This is a genomic window from Gordonia bronchialis DSM 43247, from assembly GCF_000024785.1.
Lineage (GTDB): Bacteria > Actinomycetota > Actinomycetes > Mycobacteriales > Mycobacteriaceae > Gordonia > Gordonia bronchialis.
Map to the genome: position 1 here is coordinate 333,958 of NC_013441.1, position 17,931 is coordinate 351,888.

The window sequence follows — 17,931 nt, forward strand, 5'->3', positions numbered from 1 at the left end:
CAGCTCGCCTACTGCGACTTGCCGGCCCAGTTCTCCGCGAACGCGAGGAACACGTCATTCTCGCCTGACTCGGTGATGGTGACGCGTACGCCGTCCCCGGCGAAGGGGCGGACCACCACACCGGCCTCGACGGCAGCGGTCGCGAACTCGACGGAGTCCGCTCCCAGCTCCAGCCACACGAAGTTGGCCTGCGAATCGGGCACCCGATAGCCGGCCGCCCGTAGCCGATCGGCGACGCGGGACCGTTCGCCGACCACCGCATCGGTACGCGTGAGCAACTCGTCGCCGGCGGCGAGACTGGCCAGCGCGGCCTGCTGGGCGACGCTGTTCACCGAGAACGGGACGTGCACCTTACCGAGCGCGGTGATGACCTCCGGCGCGCCGACCGCATACCCCACGCGCAGGCCGGCCAGCCCATACGCCTTCGAGAATGTGCGCAGCACAACCAGATTGGGGAACTCCCGACGCAGTTCCAGGGCGTCGTAGTGCTGCGACGACGGCAGCCGCATGTACTCGAAGTACGCCTCGTCGAGCGCGACGATGATGTCGGATGGCACGCTGCGCAGAAAGGTGCGCAACTCCTCGGCCTCGACGACGGTCCCCGTCGGGTTGTTGGGGTTGCACACGAAGATCAGACGCGTGCGGTCGGTCACGGCTGCGGCCATGGCCCGCAGGTCATAGGTGGCCTCGCCGGTGAGCGGGACCTGCACCGGCGTCGCTCCGGCCACCCGGGTCGCGAGGGGATAGGTCTCAAAAGAGCGCCAGCCGAAGACGACCTCGTCGCCGGGCCCGCTGGTGATCAGGATCAGGTTCTGGCACAGGATCACCGACCCGCAACCCACCTGCACCTCGTCCTCGGTGACGCCGAGTTGCTTGGCGAGCGCGGCGGTGAGATCCACCATGCCGTTGTCGGGGTAGCGGTTGACCGACGCGGCCGCCGCGCCGATGGCGTCGAGCACGCTGGGCAACGGTCCCTGCGTCACCTCGTTGCTGGCGAGCTTCACCGCTCCCGGAAACGTCTTGCCCGGCACGTAAACGGGAAGGTCGTCGAGGTCGGGGCGGATGCGAAACGTCACCTGTCCAGGGTAGGCGTCGGCGTGATCGCGGTACAAAGTGGTCGCCGCGCAGGGTACGGTCCTACCGGTTTGCTTCGCGGCCCGGCGAGTGTGTAATCTTCTGCTTCGGCAGTTCGAAAGGACTCCGCTGGGAGGCGTGCCAGAGCGGCCGAATGGGACTCACTGCTAATGAGTTGTCTCGCTTAAACGGGACCGGAGGTTCAAATCCTCTCGCCTCCGCGGCACCGCAGTCTCCGACGGCGGGGTACAACTGAAGAGCACGCGCCCGTAGCTCAACGGATAGAGCATCTGACTACGGATCAGAAGGTTTGGGGTTCGAATCCCTACGGGCGCACAGAGAAACCCCCGTCACCAGCGCAAGCAGGTGGCGGGGGTTTCGGCTATCCGGTGTCGCCCACCCCACCTGGTGAGACCTCGTTGCGCATTACCCGCCGTGGCCGACTGCGTCCCACCTGTCGAAGGACAGATCAGCTTCGGCAACAATCTCCGCGACCGCCTCGTACTGTCCCGTCACGTACGCGATGATGAACGCTGCCATCCCACCGCGGTGAAACAGATAGACGTCGTCGCGCAAGTCGGCGGACACCACCGGCCACTTGTTGGGGTCGTCGTCGACGCGATACCAGTAGCAGTAGGCGCCGCTGCTACTGCCGCCCCACGCCGTGAACGGGATCCGGGGATCGCCGAGGACCACCGGCTGACGGACACCGTCCGGGTCGACCCACTGGGTCGCATCCCGCGTGAAGTGCTCCCGCCATTCTTCGAGCGTGTCGTGTGCGTCGGGGATGCAGTTGAAGAGGTCCTCGTGCTCGGTGGCGTCGGCGTCGGGGATCCAGACCGAGATATCGCCGCAGAAGAGCCCAGGCCCGTACGCGCTGACGATCTGGCGGTAGTCCTCGGGTGGGGTGAATCCGAGACGATCTGCCGTGCTCGCCCAGTCGACTGCGACGGTGACTCCGTCTGTGGGCGGCGGGATGAGGATGGCGAGGTTATCGAAGGTTGGAGTCATCGGTGATGAGCGTAAGCCGCCGGGAACGTCCGGGAATTACGCCCGTGAATTTCGTTCGCGAACCTAACGCAGATCGGGCCGAATGCTGTTGTACTGACACAGGGGGTTCCCACGCACGCTGCTCGACCACGCATGTTCCCGACGAAAGGTATCCACGGTCATGGTCCCAGCTCCGGTGGCAAAAGTTGCCGCAGAACTCTTCGGTACTTTCTGGCTCGTCTTCGGCGGTTGCGGATCGGCGATCTTCGCCGCCAAACAGGTCGCCGAACTCAAGGGCGAGGACGATGCGATGTTCGGCATCAACGTCGGCATCGGCTATCTCGGCGTCGCCCTGGCCTTCGGTCTGACGGTGGTGACGATGGCCTACGCGGTCGGCCACATCTCCGGCGGTCACTTCAATCCGGCGGTGAGCCTCGGTGCTGCCATCGGTGGGCGTCTGCCCTGGAAGGATGTGCCCGGCTACTGGATCGCGCAGGTCGTGGGCGGTCTGATCGCCGGACTTGCCCTGTGGGCCATCGCCAGCGGCCAGCCCGACTTCGAGCGCACAGGCTCGATGGTGGCCAACGGCTATGGCGATCACTCGCCCAATCACTACACCCTCGCGGCGGTGCTCGTCGCGGAGATCCTGCTGACGGGGTTCTTCATCATCATCATCCTGGGTGCCACGGATTCCCGTGCGCCCGTCGGACTGGCGCCGTTGGCAATCGGGTTGTCGCTCACCCTGATTCACCTGATCTCCATCCCGATCAGCAACACGTCGGTCAACCCGGCCCGCTCGACCGGTGTGGCGTTCTTCAACGGCGACGGCGCGCCCGCACAGTTGTGGGCGTTTTGGGTGGCGCCGCTGGTGGGTGCGGCGATCGGTGCGCTGATCTACCGGGCGTTCCTCGCTGCGGAGGGAACCGCCGAAACCGAGTCCGAACTCGCCTGACCGCTCGTGAAAGTGCGGGTAAACGGACCCGGGTGCCACTTTGGACAAATGACCCACTAGGTCTTGCCGAACGCCGACCGTTATGTGAAGGTGACATCTAGTTCGCGTACGTGAACTAAGTGGTGGCCCTGTCAGGGGGTTGCCGCCCCCCGCGTGGGGTGGGGGCGGCAGCATGGCCCGATGGCCCGACAGCGACGTCGGGCGCCGCCCGACCCGAGATCGACTCGCCCAACTTGGCACGACGCCCGCGGTTACGGGGGTTCCCGCGGCGTCGTGCCTTTTCCTCTCATCAACCGACGTACCCGGCGAAACCCGTGATGGGCTGCCAGAATCTGCCCTCATGGAACTGCTCATCCTGGTTCTCGTCGGAGCGATCATCGTCACCGCCGTCGCCGATCGGCGGGGCATGCAACCGGCCCTCATCATCGTCGTGATCGCGCTCGGGGTGTCATTCATCCCAGGTCTGCCGCAGGTGGAGCTCGACTCGGAGGTCCTGCTCACCGTCGTCCTGCCACCGCTGCTCTACTCCGCGGCTCTCGGGTTCTCGTTCCCCAACTTCCTCCGCAACATCAAGCCGATCCTCGGATTGGGTGTCGCGATGGTCGTCATCACCGCATTCGCCGTCGGATTGATCGCGTCGCTGCTGATCCCCGAGTTCACCTTCCTGCTCGCACTGTTGCTCGGCGCGATCGTCGCCCCGCCCGACGCGGTCACCGCGGTCGCGATCGGACGCAAACTCGGACTCCCCAAACGACTGATGGCCATCCTCACCGGCGAGAGCCTGGTCAACGACGCCGCAGCGCTGTCACTGTTCGCGATCGCCATCTCGCAGATCGCCAACACCCACGCCTTCATCGAGAACCCCCTGCTGCTCTTCGGCTACAACGCCGTCCTCGGGCCGATCGTCGGCCTCGTCCTCGGCCTGCTGACGCTGTGGATACGCGGCCACCTGCGCAACCCCGCGCTGGAAACCGTGCAGGGATTCGTGGTGCCGTTCGCCGCGTTCCTCGCCGCCGAACATCTCCACGCGTCCGGCGTTCTCGCCGTCGTCATCGCCGGATTCGTCGTCGGCTCCGGCTCCGTGCACGCCGGCTATCAGACGCGGCTGCAGGAACGCTACGTGTGGAACTCGGTGGACGTCCTGCTCGAGGCATTCGTCTTCGCCTACATCGGGTTACAGCTGCGGTTCATCATCGAAGACCTGCGGGAGGCACGAGAATCGCTGGTGCAGATCGGGATTGCGTCGATCCTGGTCCTCGCCGTGGTCCTCGCGATCCGTCCGGTCTGCGTCTTCGCGATGTTCGGGCGCGGAGTGGTGGGCCGACGCATCGAGAACACGATGAGTCTGCAGATCCAGGCCAACCCTCGACGGGCCGCCGCCGCGCAGTCACGCACACCCCGACCGAAACGGTTGGCGGGACTCCGTGAACGCATCGACAACCGACCGCTCACCTGGCAGGAATCGGTGGTGGTGGCCTGGACGGGTATGCGCGGCGTGGTGACACTGGCCGCCGCGTCCGGCATACCGCCGACGCTGTCCACCGGGGAACCGTTCCCGGAACGATCCGCGATCCAGGCCATCGCGTTCGTGGTCGCCGTCGGCACCATACTCATCCAGGGTCCGACTCTGCCCTGGCTCATCAGCCGGCTGCATCTGCGCAACGAGGACGAGGAGCGATACGACGTCGAGCAGACCGAACGGGCCGAACGGATCGTGCAGATCGCCGCCCAGATCGTCATCGCCGATTTCGTCGCGAAACCGCCACCCGGCCTCGACGACGCCACCGTCGCGCACATCAAGGACACCGTCGCCCGCCAGTCACGCGACGCCGACGAGATGCCCGACCCCGACGCGCACACCGCGCGCGCCGACGCCTTCGCCGCGCTCTACCGTGACGTCCTGTCGGCGCAACGTGAATCGCTCGTGGAGAACCGCGACGCCGGCGCGGTGGAAGACGAGGCGGTGCGCGCCATGCTCGAACGCCTCGACCTCCAGGAGGCCGGCCTGTCGGCACGGCTGGAGAGTCGTTTCTGACCCTCGGCCGACCGGCCCGCAACGCCCGACGCCGTAATGTCGTGGGCAAGACGTATTGGATCGGAGAGGGACCGCACACACATGGGACAGCCCGGCCAACCGCGGCCACCGGAACCGGCCGGCGGCGCGCGCCCCGGCGGTTCCCGGTCCGGGCCGGAAGAATACCGCGGCACCTTGCGTCAGCTCTATCCGCCGCTCGGCTTCGCACCCGACGGCACACCCCTGTTCTGGCCGGGTCAGCAGACACCCCACCCGGGCGCCCGGCGGCCCGACGACAGCGGCCGGCAGGCACCCGACCAGGACCGAACCACCGCTTCGGCAGACGACGATTCGCCGCCCGCACCGCAATCCCGGCCACGACGCACCACCGACACGGTCCCGACGGTGCGCAGCATGGCGATCACCGCGGCCGCACTTGCCGCCGCGGTCATCCTCGTGGTCCTCGTCGCGATCGCGTTCATGCGTGCGGGCCCCGACCAGGATTCGACGACGGCCGCCGACCTGCCCACCTTCACCACTGAGACCTTCACCCGCATCCCGACCACCGGCCCGCGACTGACCCCCAGCCGACCGGACCGCAGTACCCCGCGCTCGCCGGCCGGTATCGATCCGGCCGGCAAACAGATCACCTATCAGGTCACCATCGAGGGCACCGCCACGATCCTCTACGTCGATGCCGCGGGTCTGCGTACCGAGTTCGCGCCGCCGGCCACCTGGAAATACACCTTCACCGGCAGCTATAACCCGCTGCGGCTGATCGTCGTCGTCGGTTCCGGCAGTACCGCAACCTGCACGATCACGGTCGACGGACAAGCGGTCGTCAATGACGAAGTCGGCCCGGCGTCGGCGAAGCGGAGTGCGTCATGCATTGCCTGACCGGTGGTCCGTCGCACATTTTTCCCGGTCTACCTGCAGATCAGTTGTGTGGAACGGGCGCGCGGTCGCTACCGTAGGTACGTGAGTTCTCCGCAAGCAGCGCCGCAGAGCGCGACACCCTCGGGTGATTACCGGACGATGCTGACGTGGCGGGGCGAAGGAACCGACCGCCTCGAGCAGGTACGTCTCCACGTGAACGGCACGCGCATCAAGGCCTATGGCCGCATCATCGCCGCCGCCACCGACGACCACGAGGCATTCTCCGCGTCGTACGAGCTGGTCACCAACGACTCCGGCGTGACCAAACGACTCTCCATCCACCTCGTCCGCGCCAGTGGTGAGACACAGTTCGCCATCAACCGCGACGAGGAGCAGCACTGGCTGGTCCACGCCCCCGGCGGCGAATCCATCCGCAGCGACTTCAACGGCGCCATGGACGTCGACCTCGCGTTGTCCCCGATGTTCAACGCCCTGCCGATCCGCCGCCTCGGGCTGGCCGCCGGCAGCGGCGAAGCCACCGAGGTCCCCGTCGTGTACGTGTACCTGCCGCAGGGCGTCGTGGAACCCGGGACCCTCACCTACACCCCGAAGCCCGACGGCCTCGGCGTGGTTTCCCCGGTCGCGAACTCCACCCTCACCATCGACGACAACGGCTTCGTCGTCGACTACCCGGGACTGGCCACGCGCGTCTGAGTCCCACCTGAACTCAGCCCACCCAGACCCGCCCGGCGTGCGCTTGGCGCCGGAGTTCGCTCTGCCAGCCCTCGGCACCCACGGTGACCCCGGTGATCGGTTGCACGTCGCTCTCGGCCATCGCCTCGTAGGCGCGCCGCGCGCGGTGCCCGTCGTCGATGAGGATCTCGACATTCCCCTTGTCGCGCAGGTCATCCCGGGCCGCGATGAGTCGGTCGATGGTCTCGCTGAGTACGTTGAGCACCGCGATCCGGTTGGCCTCGACCATGGCCCGCTGTAGCGCCGGCGCGCTTCCGGCGACGCGGGTGCCGTCGCGGAAACTGCCGGCGGCGAGGCGTAGCGCCAGTCCGCTCTCGGCAGCGCCGACCGCAGCGGTGGCGGCCGCCGTCAGATGCGGGAGATGGGAGATCGCGGCGACCGCGCGGTCGTGCGCATCCGGTGCCGCGGGAACCACCGACGCGCCCGCCGCCCGGGCCATCGTGGCGACGGTCAGCCAATCGTCGGCCGGCGTGGTGTCCTCGGTGGTGACCATCCACATCGCGCCGCCGAACAGCGTGGGATCGGTGGCCGCCCACCCCGACCGGCTGGTGCCCGCCATCGGATGCCCACCGACGTAGCGTCCACCGGGGTGCACCCGGCGCACGATCTCGGTGACCTCCTGTTTCACACTGATCACGTCGGTCAGCAGCACGGTCGGGGCCAGCTCGGCGACCCGTGCCACCAGCGGTTCGATCGTGGTCACCGGCGTCGCCAGCACCACCAGCGCGTCGACGTCGGCCGCCCGGCGCAGCGTCTCGTCGAGGTCCGACGACGCCGAATACCCGTCGCCGACCGCGTCCTGCGCGGTCTGGGTCGACCGGTTGTACCCGAAGGCGTCGTGCCCGGCGTCGTGCAGCACCCGCAGCAGCGATCCGCCGATCAGGCCGAGGCCGAGCACACACACCGGGGGAAGAGCGGAGGTCGGATCAGTCACCTCCACAGATTCCCACATCCGCCCGCGGCCGCCGCCGGGACTTGGGCGCTGTGCCGATTGCGGCTACCGTGACCTGCATGGCTGGTGCCGGCGCGCAGAAGACAGGCTCGAACACGCAGGACGATGACGACATCGACGGTTTCGCCGTCGCAGTTGTCCGCGAAGACGGTGCGTGGAAGGTCACCGCGATGAAACCCGGTGCGCTGAGCGATCTTTCCGACGCCGAACGGCAACTCCGCGACCTGCGCTCGGCGGGCGCGGTGTTCGGCCTGCTCGACGTCGACGACGAGTTCTTCATCGTCATCCGCCCCGCACCGTCGGGTGCGCACCTGCTGCTGTCCGACGCGACCGCCGCCGTCGACTACGACATCGCCGCCGACGCCCTCGACGCACTGAACATCGACGTCCCCGACCTCGACCCCGACGAACTCGACGACATCGATCCCTGGGAGGAAGGCGACCTCGCCGTCCTGGCCGACCTGGGACTGCCCGACGCCGTGATGAGCATCATCGTCAACGACACCGACCTCTACGCCGACGAGCAGATCGGCATGATCGCCGCGCGCCTCGGCTTCGCCGACGAACTCTCCAAGGTGCTCGACTCCCTCGGCCACTGAACCCGTGCGTGCCGTCTGGGAGTCGATGATGGCGTCCGCACTGGACGCGGCAGCCGACGCCGGCGACGACGACGTTCCCATCGGAGCTGTGGTCTTCGACCCCGGCGGTATCGAACTCGCCCGCGCCGCCAACCGCCGCGAAGCCGACGCCGACCCCACCGCGCACGCCGAGATCCTCGCCCTGCGCGCCGCCGCGGCCGCCTTCGGCGACGGCTGGCGACTACCCGGCTGCACCATCGCCGTCACCGTCGAGCCATGCACGATGTGCGCGGGCGCCATCACCCTCGCCCGCATCGATACCCTCCTGTTCGGGGCATGGGAACCCAAAACCGGGGCCGTCGGCTCACTGTGGGACGTCGTGCGCGATCCGCGCCTCACCCACCGCCCGCAGGTCCGCGGCGGCATCTTCGAAGACCGCTGCCGCGAACTGATGATCGACTTCTTCCAGCAACAGCGCTGACACTCAGGGTGCGAGTCCGGGAAATCTCGGTGATCGGACCCGATGTGTAATTTCGCCTGGCCTGGCAGGCTGGACACCAACCGCCCGTCACGAGGAGACAATCATGAACCAGCCCGCCGACAAGATCAGCGCCGCCGTCGACACTGCCGTCGAGAAGATCACCGAGTTCGCCGAGAGCGGCAAGGTGCAGGAGGCGCTGGGCACCGTGCGCGACAAGGTCAACGAGTTAGCCGAGAACGAGAAGGTCCAGGAGGCCATCAGCACCGCGAAGGACAAGATCGGTGAGGTGGCGAGCAACGAGAAAGTCCAGGAGGTGATCACCGTCGCCAAGGAGAAGGTCGGCGAGGTCACCGACAAACTCGGCGGCAAGTAGCGTTCCGATCACGCTGACCTGCAAACCTGGGCAGTCCGCGGGGGCTGTGGCACGTTGGAGTCAGGGAGTTCGACTCCCTGTGGTGCGCCCGTCCAGCAGCGGCGTGGCGTCGCCCACAGTTCCATCCCGGCCTGGCAATACGGCCGCGCCGGACCTCACATGAGGAGGACCCCATGGCAATTTCCGATGATGCCAAGAACAAGGCCGAAGAACTCAAGGGACGAGGCAAGGAAGCCGCCGGCAGCCTGACCGACGACCAGGACCTCAAGAACGAGGGCAAGGCCGACAAGGGCGCGGCCCAGGGCAAGCAGAAGGTCGCCGACGCTGCCGAGAAGGTCAAGGACAAGGTCGACGACGTCAAGAACAAGCTGACCGGCAACTGACTGGCATCCGGCCGCTCTGACCAGCCAATTTAAGGCTCACCGCGGGGCTGCGGTACAGTCTTCCGCGGTGGCGTGTCCGAGCGGCCGAAGGTGCAGCACTCGAAATGCTGTGTGCGGTAACCCCGTACCGAGGGTTCAAATCCCTCCGCCACCGCCAGCAACACCCTCCCATCTGTCCAGGTGGGAGGGTGTTTTGGTGTCCGGGTGTCTGCTGGCGGGGAGTCAGCGCAGTGGCCAGGTGATGTCCACCCGCGACAGCGCCTCGACGTGTCGGGCCGCCCGCCAGATCGGTGTCGTCGTTGGCTGGGTGGCATAGAGTCCGTGGGCCGCGGACACCACCCGCTCGTACTGCGACGGCCAGCTGATCGTCTCGGCGAGTGCGTCAAGTGTCGACCGACCCCGACCCAGTGCTCTGGTGATGTGTGCGGGGTCGGGCAGCAGATCCGATTTGTTGGAGTTGCACGACGCGCACGCGAGCACCAGGTTCGTCAGGCCGTCGAGACCCACCCGCGACCACGGCAGCACATGATCCACCTGATGCGCGGTGAGATGCTTTGCGCAGTAGAAGCATTCGCGACCGAACGCCTCGGCCAGGGCAGAACCCGGTCGTTCCAGGGAGATTCGGTCGGCACCGAACAGATGGTGGGCGAGGTCGGGTCCGTCGTCGAGCAGCGTGGCGTTCATGCGTCGCACGTCGTCGACCCAGGCCAGCTGGAACGCCGGTTTCACCAGCGGCGCCAGCCGGGCGAGTGTGAAACACACCCCGCCGAACAGTTCGATCCGGTTGCCGTGCGCGAGGATTCGGGATACCGAGTCGGTGCCGAGCCACGAGTCGTCATACAGGAACGGATGATGCTCGCCGCCCACCCGTTGCAGCAGATCGAGCGGATACCGAACCAGGTTGCGTTTCACCACCAGCAACTCCGCGGCGTAGGTCTCCGGTGCCCGGGCGGCGGCGGTCTCGATCGGCGTCTCCCGCAACGTCGAGGACGCGACCGCATCCCGAAGTCGCGACACCGCAGCGAAAATGACCCCGCGACCATCGGTGGACTGCCGCAACACCTGACCGTCGAGGGGCCGCAGCTGGCGCCAGTACAGATCCATCACGCGGTGCGCGAGATCGTCGAGATCGATGGCGACCGCCGCGTCGGGGTCGTCGGGAACCGACTCGACAGCCAGATCGAGTAACGCCACCATCACCGCGAGCTTGTACGTTGCTGTCCGCCGGCCACCCTCGAGCACCGCGACCAGTTGCTGGCCGAGGGTGAGCGGATCCGATGGCGACACAGGGGGAGTGTATGTCCGCAACGGTCGTCCTCAGTGGTGTCCGAGGGCAATGTGCCCTCGACGGACCGTGGGAACGACCCTTGTGGACATGACCTCGAGGACCTGTCATCCGAATAGTCGGAAAGCCGCGACATCGGCGGTGCCGACCGCGACCGTGCCGCCGTAGCCCGCTAGCATCGGCCCCGTGAAAACACGGGGAATCACACGGTCGGTCGTCGGGGTCATGATCGGCGCCGTAGCACTGGCGACATCAGCGATCGGGACAGCAGCATTGGGGACGGGGGAGGCGCACGCCACCACACCGGTGATCGGCAAGTCCTGCTCCTACGCCGAGAAGAGCAATCTGCGCTACACCGCGTCCGGGACGCCGACGGTTTGCGCCAATGTCGGCAACAGGTACGCCCGGGTGCGCAGCGGCCGCGTCGACCCGAAGGTGCGTGTTCCGGGCAGCCACTGCACCGGCGGCTACCCGGTCGCGCGGACTCCGCAGGGCAAGGCCGTTCTGTGCGCCGACGGCCGTTGGGTCTCTCAGGGCTGAGCGGCCAGCGCGGCGGCGAGATCGATGCGCAGCCAACCACCGTCGGCTCCGGTCTGATCGAGCGGGTACCCCGCCGGGATCGCCGTCCGCGTGAGAATCGCCAGGCGTTGCGCGTCGGACAGACTGGGGAACCGCGACTTCAGCAGGGCTGCCGCCGACGCCGGGATGGCGTTGCGCTGTCCCGGCGCGATCCGGCCGAACCCGAAGGTCATCATCCCGCGGTGCTCGCTCACTGCTTCGCTTCGCGAGAGATAGGCCCGATCACCGGCGATGAATCGCGCCAGCGGCATGCCGACCGCCCGCTCGAGCTGACTGCGCAACTGGGCGCCGGCCTGGCCGATGAGACGCGCGAACCCGGGATCGGTCAGCCGGGCGGCGACCATGTCCATCGCCATCAGCCGACCGCTCATCACGTCCAGCGGGTAGTGCACGCCGAGGACCATGCGGCTGCGGCCGATCTCGCCGGCGCGGGCGATGAGTTGCGGTCCGAGTTCGGGCAGCCAGTAGGCCAGCAGTGCGCCCTTCCAGTATCCCTGCGCCGAGTGGCCCGACGGGTAGGAACCGTTGTTGCGCAACTGGTCGTACAGCCGTCCACCGGGCCGGTCGTAGCGTCGGATGCTGTTTGGCGCCACCACGAACGGGCGCGGGTTGTTGAAGTACTCCTTCTCCAGCAGGGTGGTGCCCAGCGGCAGGCTGACGCGTCCGGTCTCGCCCTTGAGCAGCGCGGCGACCTTGGGTAGCTGGCCGCCGGCCAGCAGTCGCCGGAAGGTGGCGCCGAGCCGGGCGCCCAACGCCATCGACAACGATTCGAGCCGGTCGTCGTAATTGATGTCGATGGCATCTTCCCGTAGCGCGGGAGTCGCGGAGTTGTTGGTGCGCTGCACGATCCGCAGATTCTGGGCGATGATGTCGGGTCGGTGGGCGCGCAGGTCGGCGAATCCGTCGAGCAGCGGGATGTAGGTTCCGCCGGGCGGGATGTCGGAGGGATATGGCCCGACGAGTTCGGCGGTGCTGAACCGGCTCGGGGCGGCCACCGGCGCGGCCGTCGCGGTACCGCCGAGCGGTGCGACGACGGCGACGACCGCCAAGAGGGACACGATGAGCAGCCGGACACGCGAGATCACCATGACCGATGATCCTTCCGCCCGGCGACCCCGGACACAAGTCCCACCCCCAAGAGTTCAACCAAGCCAACCGCTACGACGCCGCGGATATCCCGTCGGGGCCCTCGCGACGGGCGAGTCGTCCGAACAGTCCGCCGTCGCCGAAGTCGGGATCATCTTCGACGTCCTCGTCGAGCTCCTCGTCCAGCGCGTCGTAGTCGTCGAGATCGTCGTCCTCATCGAAGTCCTCATCGAGTGCGAGGAACCGCAGTGCCGCGTAGATCTGCCGACTGGTCGCTTCCCAACGGCCGAGTTGCTCGCGGCTCAGTTCCACGTCCTCGGGGCCGTCCGATGTCGCGGAGTGCCGACGCCAGGACAGGCATTGCATCATGCAGAAGTCGTGCAGTTCCAGGATCTTGCCGGCGTCGAATCCGCAGATCCGCGCCACCTCGGCGTCGCTGAGTGAATCGGCCTCGGGATCGAGCGCGACGATCGTGGCCAGTTCGTCGGGCATCTCCCGCGGCTCGGTGGGCTCCTCGGCGGGTCCCTCGAGCAGCGCGATGATGCCGGGTGCCTCGTCGGTCAGGAACACCCGCCAATTCGCCAGGGCCGATTCGAGATTGCGGGCGTGAAAGACCGCCGACTCGAGGACGAGTCGGGCATTGACATGGATGCCGCGGGTCTCCAGCGTGATGAAGGGGTGGGTGCCACGTTGCTCGGCGATGATCTGGTTGGTGTAGGCGAGGCTCGGATTCCGCCGGGCCAGCGGTGCGAACAGTTCGATCCGCGGCGCATCGCGATGCACATGCAGCCACGACGGCACCGGCTCGGTGGGGAGGCGGAGGTCGTTGTCGCCCGGGTCGAGATCGACCGGCTCCCCGGCGAGCTCTTCGATCGCGCCGACGGCGAGCGCGCGCAGGTGCTGCTGACAGCATTATCGTCGTCAGCACCGACAGGCCGGAACCGTTCTATCGATCGTCGATCGATGAGACGACTGGGAACCCCGGCCACCCGCCGCATACACGCGCTATCGTCACAGACATGATCGACCATCTCGGCCTCCAATGCGCCGACCCGGAGGCCGCGATCGCGTTCTACACCCGGGTGTTCACAGCGCTCGGTGTGCGTGAGGCGATGCGCGTCGTTCGTCCGGAGGGTGCGTTGCTCGCGGTCGGCGGATCGGACGGATTCCCGAAGCTGTGGTTCGGTCCGCTGGTCGATCACGGCGTCCGCCCGGTGCATCTCGCGTTGACCGCGCCGAGCCGGGAAGCCGTCGACGACGTGCACCGTGCTGCCGTCGAAGCCGGCGCGGAGATCCTGCACGAACCTCGCGTGTGGCCCGAGTATCACCCAGGCTATTACGCTGTCTTTCTTCGTGATCCGGACGGCAACAACGTCGAAGCCGTCCATCACACCTTCGATTGACGGGGTCTTCATGAACGACGACGAGATCTTCGCCGCGATCGCCGACGAACGGCGGACCCTCGCCGACCAGGTGAGCACCCTCACCGACGAGCAGTGGGCCACGCCGTCGCTGTGCGTGGAGTGGACGTGTCGTGACGTGCTGGCGCACCTGGTGGTTCCGCTGGTGGTGTCGATCCCGGCGTTCGGGTGGGCGATGATCAAGGCGCGTGGCAACTTCGACCGGGCCAACCTGATCACCACCGCCGACGTCGCCAAACGCCACGACGATCTCCCGAAGATATTGCGCGACAAGGCAAACAAGCGTTTCACCCCACCGGGGTACGGACCGGCGGCCCCCCTCACCGACATCGTGATACACGGGCTCGACATCCGACGTCCGCTCGGGTTGTCGGCCGGCTTCGCCCCGGACATCGCGCGCGTGGTCCTTGATTTCGTGACCGACAAGGGTGGCGCCCCGATCGTCAAGCGAGCGCGAGTGCGGTGGAGCGCCACCGATCTCGACTGGAGCCACGGGGACGGTCCCACCGTCGAGGGTCCGGCCGAGTCCCTGATGCTCGTCCTGTCCGGGCGTGATGCCGGGTTGCCGGAACTGCGCGGTGACGGCGTCGCGCACCTCGGCTGAGCGGATTCGATTCCGATTGCGTAGCGATACGACGCGTGAGTAGTCGCCTCGGCTGGAAGTGAGTGGCCGCCTTCGCATGCCCGCCGGGCTCGCTCGGAGGATCGTCGGGTCCGGGGAGCACCTATCGCTGTCCACACCGATGAGAAGGAGACAAGCATGGCCACCACAAGATTCAGCATCCGACTCGGGCTGACCACGGCTGTAGCAGCCGCCGTCGTCGCCGGTGGACTGGTCGGCGCGGGGCCGTCGGCCGCCGTGGTCAAAGACCTTGCGGTGTCACCGGCGATGGGCGGCAAATACGGCACCGGATGCACCTACAAGGTCACGGTAACCGCTATCTGGGGCAATCCGACCGCCGTGATCTTCGAGGATTTCACCGAGAACCGTGTCCTGGGTACCTCCTCGATCGTCGACAGCAAGGCCAGCGCCTCGTGGAAGCCCCAGCGAACCGGCAAGCACCTCATCGTCGCCCGACTGGCGGCACCGGCCGACGGTGTCGTGGGCAACGTGGCGTCGACGGTGGTCACCGTGGCCGGCAAGGGCGTGGACCTGCAGAGCGTGTGCCCGGTGTTCTGACCCGTCCGCTGATACCCGCGTGAATCATTCGAAATCGACGGTGATCTCGTCCGAGTCCGGGGTGGCCTGGCAGGTCAGGATATAACCGTCGGCGGCGTCCTCGGGTTCCAGCGCGATACCGTCACCGCCGGCTACCGACCCCGACGTCAATCGCGCGACACACGATCCGCAGTCGCCCTCGCGGCAGGAGTATGGGGCATCGACGCCGCCGGCCAGCATGGCGTCGAGGAGCCGCGTGGCCGTCGAGCACTCGACACGGTGAGTGACGCCGTCGAGTTCCACCGTCACAGTGGCGGTTTCGGTCGACGAGGCGGTATCGGGCAACGCCTCCAGCGTGAACGGATCGCCGGTCAGCGATACATACCGCTCGACGTGGAGGTTGTGCCGGTCGATCCCGGTGTCGCGCACAGTGTTCTCGACCAGATCCATGAACGGTGCCGGGCCGCACACGAAGGCTTCGTCGGGCGCCGCGATGTCGCAGTGCTGCAGCAGGTCCTGCGCCGACGGTAGGCCGCGTTCGGTCTCGAGCCAGTGTTCGATGCGCAGCCGTCGCCCGTATCGCTCGGCGAGTGCGGCGAGCTGATCATCGAAGATGATCGACGTTCGGTCGCGATTCGCGTAGAACAGCGTCACCGTGCTGTCATGCTGTGCCAGAGCCGATTTCGCAATCGACATGATCGGCGTGATACCGCTGCCGGCGGCGAAGAGATGCAGGTCGCGGTTCCAGTCGTGCGGCGTGAACAGGCCCGACGGCGGCAGAAGGTGGATTGTCATGCCCGCTTCGGCGTTGTCGCACAACCAGTTCGACCCGTATCCGGCGACGGTGCGCTTGACCGTGATCGCCGGCACGGCGTCGAGGCCGAGAGAGGTGGACAGCGAGTAACTGCGCGCCACCGAACCGGTGAGGTCACTCGGTATCCGCAGGGTGACGAACTGCCCGGGCAGGTAGTGCTCGTCACCCGGCCACGACAACATGATCGTACGGGCGTCGGGGGTCTCGTCACGCACGCCGACGATGATGGCGTCGACGCCGAGTGTCCGGCGTCCCGTGTCTGCCGACGTCACGGTCACGATGTCGCCTTCCCGGACATCGGCAACGCGCGGTACCACAACTGCCCCAACGCGGTTCCGAGTTCCGCGATCTCCTCACGCCGCGGGGTGCTGGACGGCAGACCGACGTGGACGTAAGCCATCTGCTCAGTGGCGCAACCGAGGGTCTCGGCCAGCATGTGCTGGGTTTGAGCGCGGCGAGGAATACGTCGTCGAGCCCGGTGAAATGCCGGTAGAAGTTTCCCTGCGCCGTATTGGCCCGATGGGTTATGTCGGAGATCCGGGTTCGGGTGTATCCGTACTCGGTGAAGCACTCCTCGGCGGCGCGAATCAGCTTGTCGCGGGTTTGTTCTCCGCGTCGATTGGGACGTTTGGGTGCACCGGTGTCCTCGACGAGGCCGGCGGCACTGTAGACGGCGTCGATTCCGTCGGTCATCGATACTCCTTCGGTTCGTCGGGCGATCAGGCGGGGAGTGCGTGGCGGTGGACCAGTGGCGCCAGAGGATGGTCCGGCGAGACGTTGGCGGGCAGGTAGCCGAGCAGTTCGTCGACGTACGGGTCCGACGTCGCGGCACCGGCCGCGGAGTCACCCGCATACACGGTGCCGGTGTGACCGTCGACGGTGACCGTCTGCCCGGCAAGCGATTCCGTGAGGCCGACGCCGCATCCGACGACGCAGGGCAACCCGATCTCGCGGCACACCAGAGCGGCGTGTGAGGTGGTGCCACCCACCTCGGTGACCACGGCGACGGAATCGAACATGGCGGGTACGTCAGCGGGAGAGGTGGACAGACGCACCAGGATCACCTTCTCGCCGTTCGCGGCGGCCTCACAGGCGGCGTCGGTGTCGGTGTAGACCACGCCCACCGCGACGCCGGGGCTCGCCCCGGTTCCGCCGGCAAGCACCTCGGCGCCGCCGGTCACCGATGATTCGGTGGTCAGGGTGCGCGCATGGTCGGCGCTGATCCGAGTGAAGGCGTCAGCGGGTTCGATGAGTCCCTCCCGCACCAGGTCGACGGCGATGCGAACGGCCGCCCGCGCCGAGCGCTTCCCGGCCCGGCACTGCAGCATGTAGAGCCTACCGCTCTCCACGGTGAACTCGATGTCGACGAGGTCGCGATGCTCGCGCTCCAGCAGGTTCGCCACGGCCTCGAGTTGAGGATAGAGATCTGGTGCGTGGGAACCGAATTCGCGGATGGACTCCGGCGTCCGTTCACCCGACACCACGTCCTCGCCCTGGGCGCAGCCCAACCACTCGCCGAACAACACATGCTCGCCGGTGCTCGGATCCCGGCTGAACGCCACCCCCGTGCCCGACGCGTCGTCGCGGTTGCCGAACACCATCGCCTGGATGGTGACGGCCGTCCCGCCGCCCGCACCGAGTCCGTGGCGGACAGGACGAGCAACGTGTCGAAGAGGTTGTCGCCGACGGCGTAGACCGTTTGGTAGGGGACCGGCGCCCCGGTGCGTTGTCGCCAGCCGAGTTCGGTGAGGAAGGTGGCGACCAGATCCATCGGGACCCGACGGTCGGGGGAGGTGATCGCGGAGAACAATAGCATCAGCCTGCCGTCGAGATCGAAGTTCTCCTCGCTGTCGGGCACCATGCGCTGCGCCAAGAATCCGGCGAGGGCCACCGGGTCGTCCATCACCGCGGTGGCCGCGCGGGTCCGGCGCAGGGCACCCTTGTACTTGCGGAGCAACCCGAGGGGTCGCAGCGACTCACGAAAGGTCAGCAGCGGCGCGCTCTCCACCTCAGGGTTCTCGGTGCCGATCCAGTCCCGCATCGTCGGCACCACTTCGCTCGCGGCCACGACGTCGTCCGGGGTGAGGTCGCCGGCGGACGTGAGGGGTAGACCGTCGTCGCCGGCGCGCTGCAGGAACCAGGTGAACGGTCGGACCGCCGC

General features: G+C 67.3%; 19 protein-coding genes, 3 tRNA genes and 2 pseudogenes. 15 read left to right on the forward strand and 9 right to left on the reverse strand.

Translation table 11 applies throughout. The annotated features are described in order from the left end of the window. Positions 1-8 precede the first annotated feature (8 nt). Positions 9-1,076 (reverse strand): histidinol-phosphate transaminase, encoded by a 1,068-nt coding sequence (hisC, locus tag GBRO_RS01470; protein ID WP_012832235.1) that lies wholly within the window; start codon positions 1,074-1,076, stop codon positions 9-11. A gap of 130 nt (positions 1,077-1,206) precedes the next feature. Between hisC and GBRO_RS01475 the strand changes: the two genes are divergently transcribed. Together GBRO_RS01475 and GBRO_RS01480 are read left to right on the forward strand one after the other, a co-directional pair. Continuing rightward, a tRNA-Ser gene (locus GBRO_RS01475) sits at positions 1,207-1,295 on the forward strand. 42 nt (positions 1,296-1,337) lie between these two features. Continuing rightward, positions 1,338-1,410, forward strand: a tRNA-Arg gene (locus tag GBRO_RS01480). Positions 1,411-1,500: 90 nt separating this feature from the next. On the opposite strand, the gene GBRO_RS01485 is transcribed toward GBRO_RS01480, so the two are convergent. Continuing rightward, positions 1,501-2,085, reverse strand: a complete 585-nt coding sequence (locus GBRO_RS01485; RefSeq protein ID WP_012832236.1) for a hypothetical protein — start codon at positions 2,083-2,085, stop codon at positions 1,501-1,503. A 160-nt stretch (positions 2,086-2,245) separates the two neighbouring features. On the opposite strand from GBRO_RS01485, the gene aqpZ reads away from it, so the two are divergent. The 4 genes from aqpZ to GBRO_RS01505 all read left to right on the forward strand — a co-directional run bounded on the left by aqpZ (position 2,246) and on the right by GBRO_RS01505 (position 6,620). Then, positions 2,246-3,016, forward strand: a complete 771-nt coding sequence (aqpZ, locus tag GBRO_RS01490) for an aquaporin Z (protein ID WP_012832237.1) — start codon at positions 2,246-2,248, stop codon at positions 3,014-3,016. A 340-nt stretch (positions 3,017-3,356) separates the two neighbouring features. Beyond that, the gene (locus GBRO_RS01495; RefSeq protein WP_012832238.1) at positions 3,357-5,051 is read left to right on the forward strand and encodes a cation:proton antiporter; all 1,695 of its coding nucleotides are present in this window, start codon (positions 3,357-3,359) and stop codon (positions 5,049-5,051) included. Positions 5,052-5,132: 81 nt separating this feature from the next. Continuing rightward, on the forward strand, positions 5,133-5,927 hold the full coding sequence (locus tag GBRO_RS01500) for a hypothetical protein (RefSeq protein ID WP_012832239.1): 795 nt from the start codon (positions 5,133-5,135) through the stop codon (positions 5,925-5,927). 138 nt (positions 5,928-6,065) lie between these two features. Then, positions 6,066-6,620: a putative glycolipid-binding domain-containing protein gene (locus GBRO_RS01505; protein ID WP_012832240.1), complete on the forward strand. Its 555-nt coding sequence runs from the start codon at positions 6,066-6,068 to the stop codon at positions 6,618-6,620. A gap of 13 nt (positions 6,621-6,633) precedes the next feature. Here the strand turns inward: GBRO_RS01505 and GBRO_RS01510 are convergent, their stop codons facing one another. Beyond that, positions 6,634-7,611 (reverse strand): prephenate dehydrogenase, encoded by a 978-nt coding sequence (locus GBRO_RS01510; protein WP_012832241.1) that lies wholly within the window; start codon positions 7,609-7,611, stop codon positions 6,634-6,636. A gap of 59 nt (positions 7,612-7,670) precedes the next feature. On the opposite strand from GBRO_RS01510, the gene GBRO_RS01515 reads away from it, so the two are divergent. The 5 genes from GBRO_RS01515 (at position 7,671) to GBRO_RS01535 (ending at position 9,583) form a co-directional block, all read left to right on the forward strand. Beyond that, a complete protein-coding gene (locus GBRO_RS01515; protein WP_012832242.1) occupies positions 7,671-8,210 on the forward strand; it encodes a tRNA adenosine deaminase-associated protein in 540 nt (179 codons plus the stop codon). A gap of 28 nt (positions 8,211-8,238) precedes the next feature. Beyond that, the gene (locus GBRO_RS01520; protein ID WP_012832243.1) at positions 8,239-8,670 is read left to right on the forward strand and encodes a nucleoside deaminase; all 432 of its coding nucleotides are present in this window, start codon (positions 8,239-8,241) and stop codon (positions 8,668-8,670) included. 103 nt (positions 8,671-8,773) lie between these two features. Beyond that, on the forward strand, positions 8,774-9,043 hold the full coding sequence (locus tag GBRO_RS01525) for a hypothetical protein (RefSeq protein ID WP_012832244.1): 270 nt from the start codon (positions 8,774-8,776) through the stop codon (positions 9,041-9,043). Between the two features lie 173 nt (positions 9,044-9,216). Then, positions 9,217-9,426, forward strand: a complete 210-nt coding sequence (locus tag GBRO_RS01530; RefSeq protein ID WP_012832245.1) for a CsbD family protein — start codon at positions 9,217-9,219, stop codon at positions 9,424-9,426. A 66-nt stretch (positions 9,427-9,492) separates the two neighbouring features. Next, a tRNA-Ser gene (locus tag GBRO_RS01535) sits at positions 9,493-9,583 on the forward strand. Between the two features lie 65 nt (positions 9,584-9,648). Here GBRO_RS01535 and GBRO_RS01540 read toward each other — a convergent pair. Further along, entirely contained in the window at positions 9,649-10,713 is a 1,065-nt protein-coding gene (locus GBRO_RS01540) for an HNH endonuclease (protein ID WP_012832246.1), read from the reverse strand. A 184-nt stretch (positions 10,714-10,897) separates the two neighbouring features. Between GBRO_RS01540 and GBRO_RS01545 the strand changes: the two genes are divergently transcribed. Then, positions 10,898-11,251 carry a hypothetical protein gene (locus tag GBRO_RS01545; RefSeq protein ID WP_147290612.1) on the forward strand — a complete coding sequence of 118 codons (354 nt, stop codon included), beginning with the start codon at positions 10,898-10,900 and terminating at the stop codon, positions 11,249-11,251. Here the strand turns inward: GBRO_RS01545 and GBRO_RS01550 are convergent. Beyond that, complete coding sequence (locus tag GBRO_RS01550) at positions 11,242-12,378, reverse strand: acid phosphatase (protein WP_012832248.1); 1,137 nt, start codon at positions 12,376-12,378, stop codon at positions 11,242-11,244. The two genes, GBRO_RS01545 and GBRO_RS01550, sit on opposite strands and share 10 nt — an antisense overlap. Before the next feature lie 70 nt (positions 12,379-12,448). Beyond that, the gene (locus GBRO_RS24525; protein ID WP_012832249.1) at positions 12,449-13,177 is read right to left on the reverse strand and encodes a hypothetical protein; all 729 of its coding nucleotides are present in this window, start codon (positions 13,175-13,177) and stop codon (positions 12,449-12,451) included. Positions 13,178-13,395: 218 nt separating this feature from the next. On the opposite strand from GBRO_RS24525, the gene GBRO_RS01560 reads away from it, so the two are divergent. From GBRO_RS01560 to GBRO_RS01570, 3 genes are all read left to right on the forward strand, one after another. Continuing rightward, the gene (locus GBRO_RS01560) at positions 13,396-13,779 is read left to right on the forward strand and encodes a VOC family protein (protein WP_012832250.1); all 384 of its coding nucleotides are present in this window, start codon (positions 13,396-13,398) and stop codon (positions 13,777-13,779) included. A gap of 10 nt (positions 13,780-13,789) precedes the next feature. After that, positions 13,790-14,401: a maleylpyruvate isomerase family mycothiol-dependent enzyme gene (locus tag GBRO_RS01565; protein WP_012832251.1), complete on the forward strand. Its 612-nt coding sequence runs from the start codon at positions 13,790-13,792 to the stop codon at positions 14,399-14,401. A gap of 156 nt (positions 14,402-14,557) precedes the next feature. Next, positions 14,558-14,977: a hypothetical protein gene (locus GBRO_RS01570; protein ID WP_012832252.1), complete on the forward strand. Its 420-nt coding sequence runs from the start codon at positions 14,558-14,560 to the stop codon at positions 14,975-14,977. A 24-nt stretch (positions 14,978-15,001) separates the two neighbouring features. Here GBRO_RS01570 and GBRO_RS01575 read toward each other — a convergent pair whose 3' ends face one another. The 3 genes and pseudogenes from GBRO_RS01575 to GBRO_RS01585 all read right to left on the reverse strand — a co-directional run. After that, complete coding sequence (locus GBRO_RS01575; RefSeq protein WP_012832253.1) at positions 15,002-16,048, reverse strand: ferredoxin--NADP reductase; 1,047 nt, start codon at positions 16,046-16,048, stop codon at positions 15,002-15,004. After that, a pseudogene (locus tag GBRO_RS01580) lies at positions 16,045-16,463 on the reverse strand (TetR/AcrR family transcriptional regulator). Before GBRO_RS01580 ends, GBRO_RS01575 begins: the two are co-directional and overlap by 4 nt. 26 nt (positions 16,464-16,489) lie before the next feature. Continuing rightward, a pseudogene (locus GBRO_RS01585) lies at positions 16,490-17,419 on the reverse strand (PEP-utilizing enzyme); the annotation flags it as partial. Positions 17,420-17,931: the final 512 nt, after the last annotated feature.